This is a genomic window from Paenibacillus sp. cl123 (assembly GCF_900101595.1).
In the GTDB taxonomy this organism is placed as follows: domain Bacteria; phylum Bacillota; class Bacilli; order Paenibacillales; family NBRC-103111; genus Paenibacillus_G.
Map to the genome: position 1 here is coordinate 119481 of NZ_FMYY01000015.1, position 15092 is coordinate 134572.

The window sequence follows — 15092 nt, forward strand, 5'->3', positions numbered from 1 at the left end:
ATCAAGGCTTTTTTTGTTTTTAGAGCCTGCTTGAGGACCACCGTCGGAGGCAAGGCTTTGCAGGGCAGCGTTTAGTGAGCCTTAAGTTGCCTGATTTCCTGAGCGGTCAGACCAGAATATTCAATAATTTCGTCCATATCTTTGCCTTTAGCCAACATCTTTCGTGCCACTTCAATAGCTTTTAGATGAACGCCTTCTTCTCGACCTTCTTCCCGACCTTCTTCCCGCGCTCCTTCGATCATCGATATCTCGTCATGCAAAGCTTTTTGACGCATTTCATACAACCGCCTCGCCTCGGCATCCTGGCTTAAAAACTCCAAGGTATTCATCGCTTTACGCAAAACAGGTTCGTTCATCGTCAACACCTCCCAATTGGATGGATCGATTCCTTTTAAGAACAACAGCCAGTTTAGTAAGCCTCCCTCGATGCGCAGAGGCCGATGATCGAGCTTGGCCAGCTCCATAACATGAATTTCCAGGTCATTCGTTAGCGAAATAGCAGTGTGGTCTTCTCTCAAGCGAAATATATTATGATAACGATCATTAGGCAAAAAAGAGAAATTTACTATCGTAATGGTAACCGATTTCCTAAGTCTCCGATAACGCTGGCCTTCAATAAGCTGCGAAGCATACTGCTTACTCCAGTAGTATAGCGTCCGTTTCTCGATATCGTACTGATTGAAGAGCTGCATCTCAATATTTATCAACTCGCCCAAAGCGGTTTTGGCTCGAATGTCGAATATGGACTGCTTATCCGCAGGCGAATCCTTGTCCGTATAAGGATTCATTAATACAATCTCTGTGAGCGGCGGCTCCCCGGCTTCATGGAACGTATGATTCAGGAAAGCAAGGAGAATATCCTTGTTTTCTTCGCTTCCAAATATACGTTTGAATACGAAATCATTCTTGGGGTCAAGCAAGTCGCTCACATGAATCAGCTCCAATTATTAATGATTCCATTATATCATGGAACTTATCTACAATGAATGTCATGCTTTATATAATACGTTGCGGCATCTCCAGCCCAGCCTCGCACAGGTTTGTTTGGACATACGGCGCGGCCGAGACTCTATCCTGTCTTTATACCGGCTCGTTCTTGAAAGCGGCAGAACGAGCGCCGATAATAGGGGGAGAACCGCAGCTTGAGGCAGTTGATGTTAAGCCCATCTGCCATTGCCATCATACCTGTTAAGTACGAGGAGGAGCATATCCATGCCAGCTATGCCAGACAATTCGGGCAGCTCAATTGAACGTAAAATAAGACCGTTGATCATCGGCCACAGAGGGGCCGCTGGGGAAGCGCCGGAGAACACGCTGGCTTCTTTCCGGCTGGCGCTTGAACAGGGAGCGGATGCGCTCGAGCTCGATATCCACGAGACGGCGGACGGGCAGCTGATCGTCTGTCATGATCATACGGTTGACAGGACGACCGACCGAAGCGGCTCTATCCGGGAGCTGACGCTTGCGCAGCTTGGAGGGCTGGATGCGGGGAGCTGGTTCTCTGAGCAGTTTGCCGGAGAGCGGCTGCCGCTGCTTGCAGATGTATTTGCCGCGACGCCGCCCCGGATTATGGTGAACGTAGAGGTCAAATGCAGCTACAGCCCCCGCCTTTCCGAGGAGCTGCGGCGTCTGTTGAAGGAATTTGACCGGCAAGACACCGTGGTTGTCTCTGCCTTCTCCCATAAAACTCTGCAAAGGCTGAAGCAGGATATGCCTTCGCTGAAGGTGGGCTTGCTCTATGTCGGCGGCTTCGTCAATCACGCCAAGCTGGCTGAGCTGTCTGGGATGGAGGTATACTCCCTTCACCCGCATGTCCTGAGCATGGACGCGGAGGATGTGGCGCAGGCGGTCAGCCGGGGGCTGCAGGTATACCCCTATACGGTCAATGACCGGGAGCATCTGATCCAGGCGGTCGCCGCAGGCTTTACCGGGATTATCACCGACTATCCCGGCCGGCTGAAGGATGTTCTGGAACAATTCCCCATATGATTTCCCGCTATAGGTAACATTTGGTCCCGTTCCGTCCGATATAGGATAGAGACGGGAGGTAGAATCAATCATGAACAAGACGCCACCAAAGTGGCTCCGCCGAATCGCACTGGCCATGACTGTAACCGTAGGATTGTCCGGCCTTGCCAGTCAGCCGCTTCAAGCCGCAAGTCGGTACAGCGACGTTACCTCAAGCTATGTATGGGCCACCAGCTCGATCGACCTGATGACCGGCAAACAAATTATTACCGGATACCCTGACGGGCTCTTTCACCCGGATCAAGCCATCAGCAAGGCTGAATGGTCTGCGATGGTCTACCGGTTGTTCGATACATACCGGCCCAATGCGAAAGCGACGGAATTGAACAAAATCGCCTATTTCGCCGACGTTCCCGCCGACCACTGGGCTTACAAGCCTATTACCGATCTATACGACGCCACCTTCCGCATAGGCGGCTTCGGAGTAAATGAAGAAGGCCAGCTGGCGTTCAATCCGGACCGTCCGCTCACGAGGCTGCAGCTGGCGCAAATGCTGTATGCGATGTTCGGCGGCAAGCTGGCGGACGCCGACCGGCTGAGCGACAATGACGCTTGCGCCGTCATGCTGCAGTTCAAGGATATGCCTACCAGTCTGCTGGAGGACGAATCGGCTTACTGGTTCGCCAAGTCCGACGGACGCTATGACGCCAGCGGCTGGATGCGGGCTTCCGACGAGACGGTCTACAAGACGCTGCTGATCGGAAAGGGTCCGAACGACTGCCGGCTGGGGGATGATCCGCTCTCCAATGTGCAGGCCAAGGGGCTGGCCGGATTGAAAGCAAGCGGCATCATGTCGCCGACCGACAACGGACGGTTCCGTCCCAAGGATCCGGTTACCCGGGCGGAAGCTGTTGTCATCCTGGACCGGATGTATCATTATTTGAAGAACAAGAGCTGGCTGTCCTTCTACTCGACCGTGGAGCTGGACCCGAAGACGGGGACAGGCCAGTCCTCCGGTTCCGGCAAGACGGGGGGCTCGCCGGCGCCGGGCGGAACGCCTTCAACCCCGCTCCCTCCGGCGTCCGGGGGGAACCCATATCCTTACGGCGGGCAGCCGGGTTCCTCGGAATGGACGGACAAGTCGGTCGTGCATGCCAGGGACTACTTTGACGAAAACGGCGTACTGACCAAAAATGTGGCGACCGGCGGAGATATCGAGGCGGTGGTGCAGCCGCAAGGCAGCAGATACTTGACCGTGGATTTTGAGGCGAAGGAAGGCATCGATATGTATGTGGTCGTAGACGGCAAAATTTCCTTCGTGAAGAAGGAAGAATTTCCGCTCACGTTATCCGTCAGCGGCGTCTCGCTCGTCGGGTTCCGTTCGCAGCTGCGGGATACGAATCTGAAAAGCCACGGCAACTATAACGCGACGCTGTCCGTCAAGCTGACAAATCAAGCGCCGGAGACCAAGAAGAAAAGATGACGGTCTTCGTCAGCGGGCTTGCTGCAAGCAAAAAAGGCTTCCTTTCCCGGCTAGCGGGATAGGGAAGCCTTTCGTGTATGCGCCCGGCAGGGGCGATAGTTTGAGCGGTGAAAGTCCGCTCGCTGCAGGCAAGCTTGCTGCGATTGCCCCGAATGCCCGAGCTGCTAGCTCAGCAGATGCTTGTAGGGCGTATAGTCGATTTCCTTCTTGTCCAGATACGTGGTCAAACTTTTGTAATCCCGCTTGGGCGTCGCCAGGATGTATCCCTTGATGCAGAGATCTCGGGTGATGGCCGGCACCTTCTCCTCGAGGCCCAACTGGCCGATGCGCGCGGCGATGGAGTGTTTGGCGATATCGCGGAACGGGGTCGGGACGGGCTCCACAAGCACATCGAGGAAGGCTTTGGCTTCATCCGTCCACAGATGCCGCGACGCCTCCACGTAATGGTTCTGCCAGTCCAGCTTGCTCTTGCCGTCCGCCATCGGCAGCACCTTGAAAAATTTGCGGAACATAAAGTAGCCGCCGACCGACATGGCGAACAGCAGGACGAATACCCAGAATAAAATAAACCACATAAACCCCGGATGCGGGGCGTTGCTCATCATATATGGCATGGCGATTGTCACCTCAGGCTTCATTATGCCTTCATTATACCTTAATTTGCGTCTCAGGAAAATGCTTGGCGCTCATCCTGCAAGAGGGGGAGCAGGGAAATTCCTTTTCTAGATTTATTCGCCCATTCCTAGTAAAATGAATAGAAGCTATTTTGATAGGGAGTGAATCAGACCAATGGTTAGAATCGGCTCACACGTATCATTTTCGGACAAGGGGCTGCTGAATGCAGCCAATGAAGCGGTCAGCTACGGTTCAGGCACGTTTATGATTTATACAGGGGCGCCGCAGAACACACGCCGCAAGCCGATAGCCGACCAATATATCGAGGAAGGCCGGGCGGTAATGCAAGAGCACGGCATCGGAGAGATTATCGTTCACGCTCCGTATATCATCAACCTGGGCTCCTACAAGGAAGACACCTACGAGCTGGCCGTCCGCTTCCTGCAAGATGAGATCCGGCGCACGGATTATCTCGGCGTGAAGCAGATCGTGCTGCACCCGGGAGCCTACACGGATAAGGATGCCGAGTACGGCATCGCCCGCATCGCCGAAGGGCTGAACGAGGTGCTCGAAGGCGTGAAGGATACGAACGTGCACATCGCGCTGGAGACGATGGCAGGTAAAGGGACGGAGATCGGCCGCAGCTTCGAGGAGCTGGCCGCGATTATCGAGAAGGTCGCCCATAACGACAAGCTGACCGTTTGTCTGGACACCTGCCACGTGAACGACGCCGGCTATGATATCGTCAATGACCTGGACGGGGTGCTGGAGCAGTTTGACCGGACCGTCGGCTTGGACCGGCTGGCCGTCATACATTTGAACGACAGCAAAAATCCGCGGGGAGCTTCGAAGGACCGTCATGCGCCTGTCGGAGCGGGCTGGCTCGGCTTTAAGACCATGTACAACGTGGTTCATCATGAGAAGCTGCAGCATCTGCCGTTTATTCTCGAGACGCCTTGGATCGGCAAGGAGTCTACGGCGCAGCGTCCGATGTACGAAGCGGAGATTGCGCTGCTCGGCGATACCGTGCAGCAGCGTTTCGGCGACGGATTTTTGACGGATGTGGAGAAGCTCGCGCATTTCTTCAAGCAGCAGGAGCTGGACCCGAGACAGTATGTGCTGACAACCTGGGAGCTGCTGAAAAACGATCCGAAGGCCAAAAAAGCCGACGGGCGCGAGCCGATGGAGCGGCTGTACGATCTGATCGCCGAGGAGGCGCTTTTTCCTCATCTGAGCGAGGAGCAGGTCAATCACCGTCTGACCGCCTGGTTTGCGGGCGAGCATTTGTTTGCCGCCGTGTAATGTCCATAATCCCGCTTGCAACATCCGTTCAAAGCCGGGACGTATAAAGGAGAAGAGTAGCAGCATGGTTCCCAAAATGACTAAGTCCAAAAGTAATTCCCTCGCCAATCGGGCGCGTATGCTGGTGTCCTGTCCGGATCAGCCGGGCATCGTCGCCACCGTTTCGCGGTTTCTGTTCGACTACGGCGCCAACATCATCCAGTCGGATCAATATACGATGGAGCCTGCCGAAGGCGGCTTGTTTTTCATCCGCATCGAGTTCGATCTGGAGGATCTGGACAACCGCCGGAAGCAGCTGAAGGCGGACTTCGCGAAGATTGCCGAGCGGTTCTCGATGGAGTGGAGCATAACCCGGGCAAGCCGCAAGAAACGTCTGGCGATTTTTGTCTCCAAAGAAGACCACTGTCTGCTTGAGCTGCTGTGGCATTGGCAGTCCGGAGACCTGGATGCCGAGATCGCGATGGTGATCAGCAATCACAACGAGATGCGGGAGCTGGTGGAGCAGCTCGGCATTCCGTACCATCACATCCCGGTCACGGCCGATACGAAGGCCGATGCGGAGCGCCGCCAGCTGGAGCTGGTGGGCGAGCAGATCGACGCGATCATTCTGGCGCGTTATATGCAGATTATCTCGCCGAAATTTATCGAGCATTTCCCGAACCGGATCATCAATATCCATCATTCCTTCCTTCCCGCATTCGTGGGCGGCAAGCCGTACGCGCAGGCGCATAACCGCGGGGTGAAGATCATCGGAGCCACCGCGCATTACGTGACGGAGGAGCTGGATGGCGGGCCGATTATCGAGCAGGATGTTCAGCGGGTCAGCCACCGGGATAACGTCGATGATCTGAAGCGGATCGGCCGCCATATCGAGCGTACGGTGCTGGCCAAAGCCGTCAACTGGCATGTCGAGGACCGAGTCATCGTACACCAGAACAAGACGGTCGTGTTCAGCTAGTCCGGCAGACGTAGGATGCTGCTCAATGGGCAAGGCTTCAGCTGATCCCGTAAGCGCGGGCGGCCGCCCATGGAGCAAAGAAGTCAGCGATCCGGCAAACGCGGACAACAGCGCAAGTCAGCAAGGCCCCGGTCTCTTCCGCCATGTCGGAAGAGACCGGGGCCTTGTGCGTGCCATCAAGCGTCTCAATCGGCCGCACGATGCCCGGGCATACCTGCCTCACTCGGCGGAGCTTCGGACCAGGAAGCCGGGGGAGTAGGAGCCGGCAGGAGGTTCGGAGGCGGCGTGTACGACCGTTTTGTTTTTTCCGGTGCGCTTGGCTTCGTACAGCGAGGCGTCTGCGCCCTTGAACAGCGCTTCCTTGCCTTTTCCCTTCACATATTCCTGAAGCCCTATGCTGATGGTCGCCGACTTGGAGTCCAGCTCCGGGTGCATGGTCACATAGAGGCGCTGCCGGATGAGCTCCGCTATCCGGTAGGCTTCCTCGAGCGTTTTCTCCGTGAAAATAACGGCAAATTCCTCGCCCCCGTAGCGCGCCACGAAATCGTTGGGCGTCACCGTTTCCTTAATAATCGCGGCTACGCGCAGCAGCACGATGTCGCCGACCCAATGTCCGTAGGTGTCATTGATCCGCTTGAAGTTATCGATATCCAGTATGGCCAGCTGCAGGGAAAGCTCGTTAAGCTCATGCTGCTCGATCAGTTTCTCCAGGTATTCATGGAAGGTTTTGTGATTGTACAGCTCGGTCAGCGCATCAATTTTGGAGAGCGTATCCATAATGATATTTTTGACCAGCAGCTCCTGCTTGGCTTCAGTGGCGTGCTTGAGGTTATTCAGCAGCTCGATGCCGGTGCTTGCGATGGATAGCGCTATAACGGTCGTGCCCGTATACAAAAACAGGATGCCGATGATATGGATAGGCTGCATCGTGAGGCGGAGCGGAGGACTGAGGACATACAGCAGAGCGAAGCTGAGCAGCACGAGGGCAAAAACCCCGGCGATTCTTCGGGTGTCGAAAGTCAGAACAGATGTTATTATAGGAAAAATAAAGATGGCGGGCACGATGCCGACGGTCGGATTCATCATGACAATGGAAGAAGCGTAAAGTATCCCCATCGTGATAAGCAGCCAGTCGCTCTGCACATTGCGGTAGCGGTGCAGCAGGTCCACCAGTCCGGTAACCAACGACAGCAGCACGGCTTGCCAGGCGAGCGAAGGCAAAATATCGGCCGGATTTGCCTGGACATGCAGATGTTGAATAGCGTACTCCAGGACAGCTGTCAGCAGAATCGTGATCCAATATAAATTCAGCATTTTTCGATAGCTCTGGCGAGTGTTGGCCAGCTCCAGCAACATGTGGTTCATGGATCGACTCCCGACTATGATATAGTTCCAATGGCATCTGGTTATTTTGGAATTTATTCCAAACCTAGTACTATATCTCTAATTCGACAGGCGGTTCATAATTCCTTCGCCGCTGATGATTATTTTTGTGTGCAGGCATGGGATAGGATTGGATATGGCAAACTGTAGGAGAGAGTGGTACAATAAAGGATATTTTGGATGGCCTGGGAGGATACTTATGACTATTTCAAACAAGACGATCGATCAATTGTCGGTGGATACGATCCGTACACTATCCATCGATGCGGTAGAGAAAGCGAAGTCCGGACATCCGGGCATGCCGATGGGCGCCGCTCCGATGGGCTATGAATTATTCGCCAAGCTGATGAAGCATAACCCGGACGTTCCGACGTGGATCAACCGCGACCGTTTCGTGCTGTCGGCCGGTCACGGGTCGATGCTTCTATACAGCTTGCTGCATCTGTCCGGCTATGACTTGTCGATGGACGAGCTCAAGAACTTCCGCCAATGGGGCAGCAAGACGCCCGGACATCCCGAAGTCGGGCATACCCCGGGGGTTGACGCCACAACGGGCCCGCTTGGCCAAGGACTTGGCATGGCCGTAGGGATGGCGATGGCCGAAGCGCATCTCGGCGCAGTATACAACCGCGATAATTTCCCGGTAATCGATCATTATACGTACGCGATCTGCGGCGACGGGGACCTGATGGAAGGGTTGTCCTCCGAGGCGGCTTCGCTGGCCGGCCATCTGAAGCTGGGCAAGCTGATCGTGCTCTATGATTCCAACGACATCTCCCTGGACGGCGAACTGAACCTGTCCTTCTCCGAGAATGTGATGCAGCGCTTCGAAGGTTACGGCTGGCAGGTGCTGCGCGTGGAGGAGGGCAATGATCTGGAGGCGATCCACCAGGCGGTGCTGGAGGCGCAGACGGATTTCCGTCCGACGCTGATCGAAGTGAAGACGGTTATCGGCTTCGGCAGCCCGAACAAGGCGGGCAAAGGCGGCCATGTCGGACCGCACGGCTCTCCGCTCGGCGTGGACGAGATCGTCTTGACGAAGCGGGCATACGGCTGGGATGAGAACCAGCATTTCTATGTGCCGGAGCCGGTTCAAGCGCATTTCGCGGATATCAAGCGCCGCAACATCGATCGGTTCGAATCCTGGAACAAGCTGATGAAGGCGTACGGCGAAGCTCATCCGGAGCTGGCGAAGCAGCTGGAGACCGCGATCAGCGGCGAGCTGCCGGAAGGCTGGGATTCGTTGATTCCGGCTGACGTATCGTCGGACAAGGGTACCCGCACGGCGTCCGGCATCGTGCTCAACGCCATCGCCCAGCAGGTGCCTTCGCTGGTAGGCGGATCGGCTGACCTCGAATCGTCGACGATGACGCATATGAAGGGCCTTGGCGTGCTGACAGCCAAGGACTACAGCGGACGCAACATCTATTACGGCGTACGCGAGTTCGGAATGGGCGCAGCCGTGAACGGCATGCTGCTGCACGGCGGGCTGAAGGTGTTTGGCGGCACGTTCTTTGTTTTCTCCGACTACCTGCGTCCGGCCATCCGTCTGGCGTCCATCATGGATGTACCGGCGATCTACGTGTTTACGCATGACAGCATCGGCGTCGGGGAAGACGGTCCGACCCATGAGCCGATCGAGCAGCTCGCGGCGCTTCGCGTCATTCCGGGCGTAACGGTCATCCGCCCTGCCGACGGCACGGAGACGGTAGGCGCATGGCGTTATGCCGTCGCCAATCGCAAGGGGCCGGTTGCGCTGATCTTCTCCCGCCAGGCGGCAGCGGCGATCCCAGGCTCTGCGCAGGCCGAAGTGGAGCGCGGCGCCTATGTGGTCGCGGATGCGGCGGAAGGCAAGCCGCAGGCGCAGATCATCGCGACAGGCACCGAGGTCCAACTGGCGCTGGCCGCACACAAGCAGCTGGCAGAGGAAGGCATTGCGACTCGCGTCATCAGCATGCCGAGCTGGGAGCTGTTCGATCGTCAGGATCAGGCATATAAAGACTCGGTCCTGCTGCCTGAGGTGAAGGCGCGTCTGGCTGTCGAGATGGGTCATCCGTTCGGCTGGGAGCGTTATGTCGGCGAGCAGGGCAGCGTGCTGGGGATCGACAAGTTCGGAGCATCCGCACCGGGGCCGGTCGTTATCCGCGAGTATGGCTTTACTGCCGAGAATGTCGTAGCGCGCGTCAAACAATTGTTGAAGTAGAGGAGAACTGAGCAGGCCATGTCCCAATTCGAACAAGTTACCGTCCTGACGAAAGCAAATATTTATTTTGACGGCAAAGTGACAAGCCGTACGGTCCTGTTCGCCGACGGCACGAAAAAAACGCTCGGCATCATGCTGCCGGGCGAATATGAATTCGGTACGGACACGAAGGAAATCATGGAAATTCAGGCGGGCGAGCTGAAGGTGCTGCTGCCTGGAGCCGACGAGTGGCTGGAGATTAACGGCACTGGGGAATTTACCGTTCCGAAGGGCGAGAAGTTCAAGCTGGAAGTACGCCAGGCGACCGACTATATCTGCTCGTATATGAACGAATAACAGTCCGGCAACCGGTTGATAAGACAAAACCCCGTCCTGGTGCTCTCAGTAGGTTCAGAGAGAGCAGGTCGGGGTTTGTCGCTTCAAGGGTCATATCCGAGAGGGTCTTAAACCGACTTGATGCGGATATATTCCTCGATCTTCAGCCGGACATGCGGCGGCAGGCCGGACAGCATGCAGCCGTAGCGGAATTGCCCGCTGTCGGGATCGATCCGGATGATGCGCGCCGTTACCGGAGGCAGGCCCGCCTCCTGCGGAAAGTGAATGACGATGAACATATCCTTGGCCAGCGGAGCCGCGCTGAGGATGCGCATGCCGCTTTCCGACAAGTCGACCAGCGTTCCTTCGACAAGCTGTCCGGAGAAGGAGCCTTCCTGCTCCCATTGGTAGACCGACAGATGCAGCTTGATGTTCAGCTGAATCCGGGCGCCCCGGCGGCGCTCGGCGGCTCTGACCTCCATCCGCTGCGGTGTCTGCTCTTCGCCGATCTGCAGATGCATCCAGTCCTCATAGCATTGGACGACGGCGCTGAGATCCTGCTCGCCGAGCCCTCTGGCCTGAGCCATCAGAAATACATCCGTGGCGCTGTGCAGCATCGGGGCGGGCATCTGGAACTGCTCCACAGCCCGTCCGGCGAGCTGCAGATCCTTAAGCATCCATTGGACGGAGAACTGATTGCTGAAGTCGCGCTTCAAAATCTTCGGTCCCTTCAGCTCAGCCTGCTTGCTGGAGGCGGAGCCGGCTTTCACGACTTGGAGAAACTGCTCGGCGTCAAGTCCGGCTTTCGCTGCCAGCGACAGTCCTTCCATCAAAGCCAAGGCATTAATGCCAACCATCGTATTATGGGCCAGCTTCGTATAAGAGCCTGCGCCGGAGGGCCCCATATAGACGATCTTGCTGCCCATGGCCTCGAAGACGCTGCGCTGCTCGTCCAGCACCTCTTCCTGGCCGCCGACCATGAATACGAGCGTGCCGCTTTCGGCGGCAGGCTTGCTCCCGGTCACAGGGGCATCCAGGAAATCAACCAGATGCGAGGCAAGCTCATGATACAGCCGCCGGCTGGTATCCGGGGATACCGTGCTGCAGTCGATCACCGTCTGCCCGGGCCGCAAGCTGTGCACGATGCCTTGCTCGCCGAAGACCGCTTCGAGCACAACGTCGTCCTTGCTGAGCATTGTAATGATCACATCGGCGTCGCTGGCCGCCGCGGCGGGACTTGCCGCCGTTGCGGCGCCCAGCGCGGCGAGCTCGTCGACTTTGCCTTCCGTACGGTTGTAGACGATGACTTCAAAGCCTTTTTTCAACAGGTTGGCGGCCATGGGCTTCCCCATGGTGCCGAGTCCGATAAATCCGATCGTTTTCATGCCGATCCCTCCTGCTTCCATTCTAGCATCTCGATGGAAACCTGTGAATGTTCTCTTGCGTTTCGGAAGCAAGATCAAGTATGCTAAGCTTATGGAATGATGGAAATACGAAGATTTACCCTACATAGAGAACCTAAGGTTCGGAATTGGAGGAATGAATACGTATGACAGCCAAGCTACAATTCGATTACAGCAAGGCCCTTGATTTTGTAAGCAAGCATGAGGTTGACTATTTGTCCGCCGCTGTGGCGACCGCTCACGAGCAGCTCCATAACGGTACGGGCGCAGGCAGCGATTATCTGGGATGGATTGACCTTCCGGTCAATTATGATAAAGCGGAGTTCGCCCGGATACAGGAGGCGGCAACGCGCATTCAAGGAAATTCCGACGCGCTGATCGTCGTTGGCATCGGCGGCTCTTACCTGGGCGCACGCGCGGCTCTCGAGATGCTGACGCACGGCTTCTACAACCTGCTGCCGAAGGACAAGCGGAAGACGCCGGAGATTTACTTCGTCGGACAAAACATCAGCTCGACGTATGTAACTCATCTGCTGCAGCTGCTCGAAGGCAAGGATATTTCCGTCAACGTCATCTCCAAGTCCGGCACGACGACCGAGCCGGCTATCGCTTTCCGGATTTTCCGCGAGCTGCTGGAGAAGAAGTACGGCAAGGAAGAGGCCCGCAAGCGCATCTATGCGACGACGGACCAAGCGAAGGGCGCTTTGAAGAAGCTGTCCGACGAGGAAGGCTACGAAACATTCGTGATTCCGGATGATGTAGGCGGCCGCTACTCGGTGCTGACGGCGGTAGGTCTGCTGCCGATCGCGACGGCGGGCATTGATATCGAAGCGATGATGCGCGGAGCGGCGGATGCGCGGACAGCTTATTCGAATCCGAATCTGGCCGAGAACGAAGCTTACCAATATGCGGCTGTGCGCAATGCCTTATACCGCAAGGGCAAGACGACTGAGATTCTCGTCAACTACGAGCCGTCGCTGCACTATGTCTCCGAGTGGTGGAAGCAGCTGTTCGGCGAGAGCGAAGGCAAGGACAGCAAGGGAATTTTCCCGGCTTCCGTCGATTTCTCGACCGATCTTCACTCTATGGGACAATTCATTCAGGAGGGCAACCGCAATCTGTTTGAAACGGTCATCCAAGTAAGCGAAGTAGCGGAGCACATTACGATCGGACATGACGCGCAGGATCTGGACGGTCTGAACTTCCTGAGCGGGCAAACGATGGACTTCGTCAACAAGAAGGCGTTCCAGGGCACGATGCTGGCGCACACCGACGGCGGAGTTCCGAATCTGATCGTCACGCTGCCGGATACAAGCGCGTATACGTTCGGCTACATGGTCTATTTCTTTGAGAAAGCGTGCGGTATCAGCGGCTATCTGCTCGGTGTCAATCCGTTCGACCAGCCGGGCGTTGAAGCGTACAAGAAAAATATGTTCGCCCTGTTGGGCAAGCCAGGCTATGAGAAAGAAAAGGCCGAGCTGGAAGCCAGACTCGGCAAGTAACGCCTGCGGGCTGCTATAAGCAAAGAAGCGGTTTATCCGGAAGGATAATCGCTTTTTTTGCAAAGCAGCTCGGAACGGGAGCGGGGCAATCAGCCGGCAGCGGTATGAAAGGAGGGCAGCCGATGCTTCTGCATTACCGGACGGTCAAGCGATTCGGGTCAGCGGAAATCGTCATCAAGAAATCCCGGTTTATCGGATACGCCAGACCGGTGAACAGCGAAGAGGAAGCCGTCGCGTTCATCGAAAGCATCAAGAAGGAGCACTGGTCGGCTACCCACAACTGCTCGGCCTATATGATCGGAGAGCGGGATGAGATTCAGAAGGCTTCCGACGACGGGGAGCCGAGCGGTACGGCGGGCAAGCCTATCCTGGAGGTTATCCGCAACCAGGGACTGAAAAATGTGGCCGTCGTCGTTACGCGCTATTTCGGGGGCATCATGCTGGGAGCGGGCGGTCTGATCCGCGCGTATACGGACGGAGCGGTGGCCGGACTGGCGGCGGCTGAGCAGGTATACCGGGTGCTGCACCGGGAAGTCAGGGTCGGCATCGACTACACGTGGCTCGGCAAGGTGGAGAATGAGCTTAGAACCCGGGGCACGTTGATGGGCGAGACGGAATTTACCGATAAAGTCACCTTGCTCTGCCTGCCCGCGGAGTCCGAAGCCGATGCGTTTATCGCTTGGATGACCGACCTTACGCAAGGACAAGGGGCCGTCGCCAAGGGCGAGAGCCGTTATATCGAGCATGCCGAGCTCTCCGTCTAAGGGGGGCCGGCGCCTGCTCAGCCATTCAACACAACAGCTAAGAGGAGTTGAGATCAATTGGCAAGGAAGGCAGTCGAGCATGAGCTAAGCCGCGAGCGTATTTTGGGCGGAGCTCGTGAGTTATTCGTCGAACACGGCTATCACGCTTTAACGATGCGAAGCATCGCTAAAGCGATGGGGTACAGCCATGGCGCTTTGTACTATCACTTCAGCGAGAAAGCGGAGCTGTTCTACGCTCTGGTGACCGAGGACTTCAGAGATTTGCTGAACCGGCAGAGGGAGATGCTGAGGCGTACGCGTCTGGGGGATATGGCCCAATTGGAGAAGCTGATGCTGGAGTTCATCAAGTTCGGGCTGGAGAACCCGAATCATTACGAAATTATGTTTATGATCAAGGACCCGGAGCTGCAGCGCTACTCCAGAACCGAGCAGGCGCAGTGCCTGGATTTATTTGCTACCGTCGTCCGGTCTGTTGTGGCCAAGCAGGAGAATAACGATAGCAAGATGTACAACCTGCCATGGAGCTTGTTTATGTCCATGCACGGATTCATATCATATAATATTCATTACAGTCAAAGCTTCAAGGATGTGAAGAAGCTGGCCGAGCAACATGTCAAATATTTGTGCGAGGGGCTGCAGGGATAAGGAACCCGAACCTACAGCAGCCGAGATTTCTTTGCAGCCCCTCGCTTCATCCTATTAAAGCTTAAACGCTTACCCGCTTGTATGCTTTTGCGCTTATCCGCGTATAAACTTTACCAGGCAGGTGCGTTCACGCGGTCCGTCAAACTCGCACAAATAAATACCTTGCCAGCGTCCAAGCACCAGCCGTGAGCCTGCCACCAGAATGGTCTGCGAGGCGCCGACGGTCATCGTCTTCAGATGGGAGGCCGTATTGCCTTCCGCATGGCGGTACTTGGGATGCTCCCAGGGGAATACTTCGTCCAGGCGCATCAGCACGTCATGCTTCACATCGGGGTCGGCATTCTCCTGAATAGTAATGCCGGCGGTCGTATGGGGGGAATATACAACGGCGATCCCGTCCTCCAGCTTCTCCTGTTTCAGCAGATCATGCACTTGCCTTGTAATCTCGATCATCTCGCTGCGTTGATGGGTTTGAATGTGCAGCTTATGTATCATGTTCATCCGTCCTTTCAGCGGGGAATGGGTGTCTTCTTATATTACCACATGGAACT

The 15092-nt window shown here is 56.1% G+C and carries 15 protein-coding genes; 9 read left to right on the forward strand and 6 right to left on the reverse strand.

Annotated features, from left to right (window positions below):
* Positions 1-71: 71 nt before the first annotated feature.
* Positions 72-929 carry an Rpn family recombination-promoting nuclease/putative transposase gene (locus tag BLR08_RS21015; RefSeq protein ID WP_072331332.1) on the reverse strand — a complete coding sequence of 286 codons (858 nt, stop codon included), beginning with the start codon at positions 927-929 and terminating at the stop codon, positions 72-74.
* Positions 930-1212: 283 nt separating this feature from the next.
* On the opposite strand from BLR08_RS21015, the gene BLR08_RS21020 reads away from it, so the two are divergent.
* Both BLR08_RS21020 and BLR08_RS21025 read left to right on the forward strand, forming a co-directional pair.
* Positions 1213-1989, forward strand: coding sequence for a glycerophosphodiester phosphodiesterase (locus BLR08_RS21020; RefSeq protein WP_256257646.1), 777 nt, complete (start codon positions 1213-1215; stop codon positions 1987-1989).
* A gap of 70 nt (positions 1990-2059) precedes the next feature.
* The gene (locus BLR08_RS21025; RefSeq protein WP_072331179.1) at positions 2060-3451 is read left to right on the forward strand and encodes an S-layer homology domain-containing protein; all 1392 of its coding nucleotides are present in this window, start codon (positions 2060-2062) and stop codon (positions 3449-3451) included.
* 164 nt (positions 3452-3615) lie between these two features.
* Here the strand turns inward: BLR08_RS21025 and BLR08_RS21030 are convergent, their stop codons facing one another.
* Positions 3616-4065 carry a DUF2621 domain-containing protein gene (locus BLR08_RS21030; protein ID WP_256257645.1) on the reverse strand — a complete coding sequence of 150 codons (450 nt, stop codon included), beginning with the start codon at positions 4063-4065 and terminating at the stop codon, positions 3616-3618.
* A gap of 175 nt (positions 4066-4240) precedes the next feature.
* On the opposite strand from BLR08_RS21030, the gene BLR08_RS21035 reads away from it, so the two are divergent.
* Complete coding sequence (locus tag BLR08_RS21035; RefSeq protein ID WP_072331175.1) at positions 4241-5368, forward strand: deoxyribonuclease IV; 1128 nt, start codon at positions 4241-4243, stop codon at positions 5366-5368.
* 64 nt (positions 5369-5432) lie between these two features.
* Entirely contained in the window at positions 5433-6326 is an 894-nt protein-coding gene (purU, locus tag BLR08_RS21040) for a formyltetrahydrofolate deformylase (RefSeq protein ID WP_072331173.1), read from the forward strand.
* Positions 6327-6363: 37 nt separating this feature from the next.
* On the opposite strand, the gene BLR08_RS31240 is transcribed toward purU, so the two are convergent.
* Both BLR08_RS31240 and BLR08_RS21050 read right to left on the reverse strand, forming a co-directional pair.
* Positions 6364-6549: a hypothetical protein gene (locus BLR08_RS31240; protein ID WP_072331171.1), complete on the reverse strand. Its 186-nt coding sequence runs from the start codon at positions 6547-6549 to the stop codon at positions 6364-6366.
* Positions 6546-7691 (reverse strand): GGDEF domain-containing protein, encoded by a 1146-nt coding sequence (locus BLR08_RS21050; RefSeq protein ID WP_072331169.1) that lies wholly within the window; start codon positions 7689-7691, stop codon positions 6546-6548. Before BLR08_RS21050 ends, BLR08_RS31240 begins: the two co-directional genes overlap by 4 nt.
* 217 nt (positions 7692-7908) lie before the next feature.
* Here BLR08_RS21050 and tkt point away from each other — a divergent pair, with 217 nt between their 5' ends.
* Together tkt and BLR08_RS21060 are read left to right on the forward strand one after the other, a co-directional pair.
* Positions 7909-9912, forward strand: a complete 2004-nt coding sequence (gene tkt / locus BLR08_RS21055) for a transketolase (protein WP_072331167.1) — start codon at positions 7909-7911, stop codon at positions 9910-9912.
* 18 nt (positions 9913-9930) lie between these two features.
* Positions 9931-10248 carry a pyrimidine/purine nucleoside phosphorylase gene (locus tag BLR08_RS21060; protein WP_072331164.1) on the forward strand — a complete coding sequence of 106 codons (318 nt, stop codon included), beginning with the start codon at positions 9931-9933 and terminating at the stop codon, positions 10246-10248.
* A gap of 107 nt (positions 10249-10355) precedes the next feature.
* Here the strand turns inward: BLR08_RS21060 and BLR08_RS21065 are convergent, their stop codons facing one another.
* Positions 10356-11690, reverse strand: a complete 1335-nt coding sequence (locus BLR08_RS21065; RefSeq protein WP_371117557.1) for an NAD(P)-binding domain-containing protein — start codon at positions 11688-11690, stop codon at positions 10356-10358.
* An 86-nt stretch (positions 11691-11776) separates the two neighbouring features.
* Between BLR08_RS21065 and BLR08_RS21070 the strand changes: the two genes are divergently transcribed.
* From BLR08_RS21070 to BLR08_RS21080, 3 genes are all read left to right on the forward strand, one after another.
* Positions 11777-13132 carry a glucose-6-phosphate isomerase gene (locus BLR08_RS21070; RefSeq protein ID WP_072331161.1) on the forward strand — a complete coding sequence of 452 codons (1356 nt, stop codon included), beginning with the start codon at positions 11777-11779 and terminating at the stop codon, positions 13130-13132.
* A gap of 122 nt (positions 13133-13254) precedes the next feature.
* A complete protein-coding gene (locus BLR08_RS21075) occupies positions 13255-13896 on the forward strand; it encodes a YigZ family protein (protein WP_072331160.1) in 642 nt (213 codons plus the stop codon).
* A gap of 57 nt (positions 13897-13953) precedes the next feature.
* Positions 13954-14541, forward strand: coding sequence for a TetR/AcrR family transcriptional regulator (locus tag BLR08_RS21080; protein ID WP_072331159.1), 588 nt, complete (start codon positions 13954-13956; stop codon positions 14539-14541).
* Positions 14542-14634: 93 nt separating this feature from the next.
* On the opposite strand, the gene BLR08_RS21085 is transcribed toward BLR08_RS21080, so the two are convergent.
* The gene (locus BLR08_RS21085; protein ID WP_072331157.1) at positions 14635-15036 is read right to left on the reverse strand and encodes a secondary thiamine-phosphate synthase enzyme YjbQ; all 402 of its coding nucleotides are present in this window, start codon (positions 15034-15036) and stop codon (positions 14635-14637) included.
* Positions 15037-15092: the final 56 nt, after the last annotated feature.

What these genes read in the sequence shown, in the direction of transcription:
- BLR08_RS21020 (WP_256257646.1), top strand. Translation starts at nt 1,213, where the DNA reads ATGCCAGCTATGCCAGACAATTCGGGCAGCTCAATTGAACGTAAAATA.
- BLR08_RS21025 (WP_072331179.1), top strand. Translation starts at nt 2,060, where the DNA reads ATGAACAAGACGCCACCAAAGTGGCTCCGCCGAATCGCACTGGCCATG.
- BLR08_RS21030 (WP_256257645.1), bottom strand. Translation starts at nt 4,065, where the DNA reads ATGCCATATATGATGAGCAACGCCCCGCATCCGGGGTTTATGTGGTTT.
- BLR08_RS21035 (WP_072331175.1), top strand. Translation starts at nt 4,241, where the DNA reads ATGGTTAGAATCGGCTCACACGTATCATTTTCGGACAAGGGGCTGCTG.
- purU (WP_072331173.1), top strand. Translation starts at nt 5,433, where the DNA reads ATGGTTCCCAAAATGACTAAGTCCAAAAGTAATTCCCTCGCCAATCGG.
- BLR08_RS21050 (WP_072331169.1), bottom strand. Translation starts at nt 7,691, where the DNA reads ATGAACCACATGTTGCTGGAGCTGGCCAACACTCGCCAGAGCTATCGA.
- tkt (WP_072331167.1), top strand. Translation starts at nt 7,909, where the DNA reads ATGACTATTTCAAACAAGACGATCGATCAATTGTCGGTGGATACGATC.
- BLR08_RS21060 (WP_072331164.1), top strand. Translation starts at nt 9,931, where the DNA reads ATGTCCCAATTCGAACAAGTTACCGTCCTGACGAAAGCAAATATTTAT.
- BLR08_RS21070 (WP_072331161.1), top strand. Translation starts at nt 11,777, where the DNA reads ATGACAGCCAAGCTACAATTCGATTACAGCAAGGCCCTTGATTTTGTA.
- BLR08_RS21075 (WP_072331160.1), top strand. Translation starts at nt 13,255, where the DNA reads ATGCTTCTGCATTACCGGACGGTCAAGCGATTCGGGTCAGCGGAAATC.
- BLR08_RS21085 (WP_072331157.1), bottom strand. Translation starts at nt 15,036, where the DNA reads ATGATACATAAGCTGCACATTCAAACCCATCAACGCAGCGAGATGATC.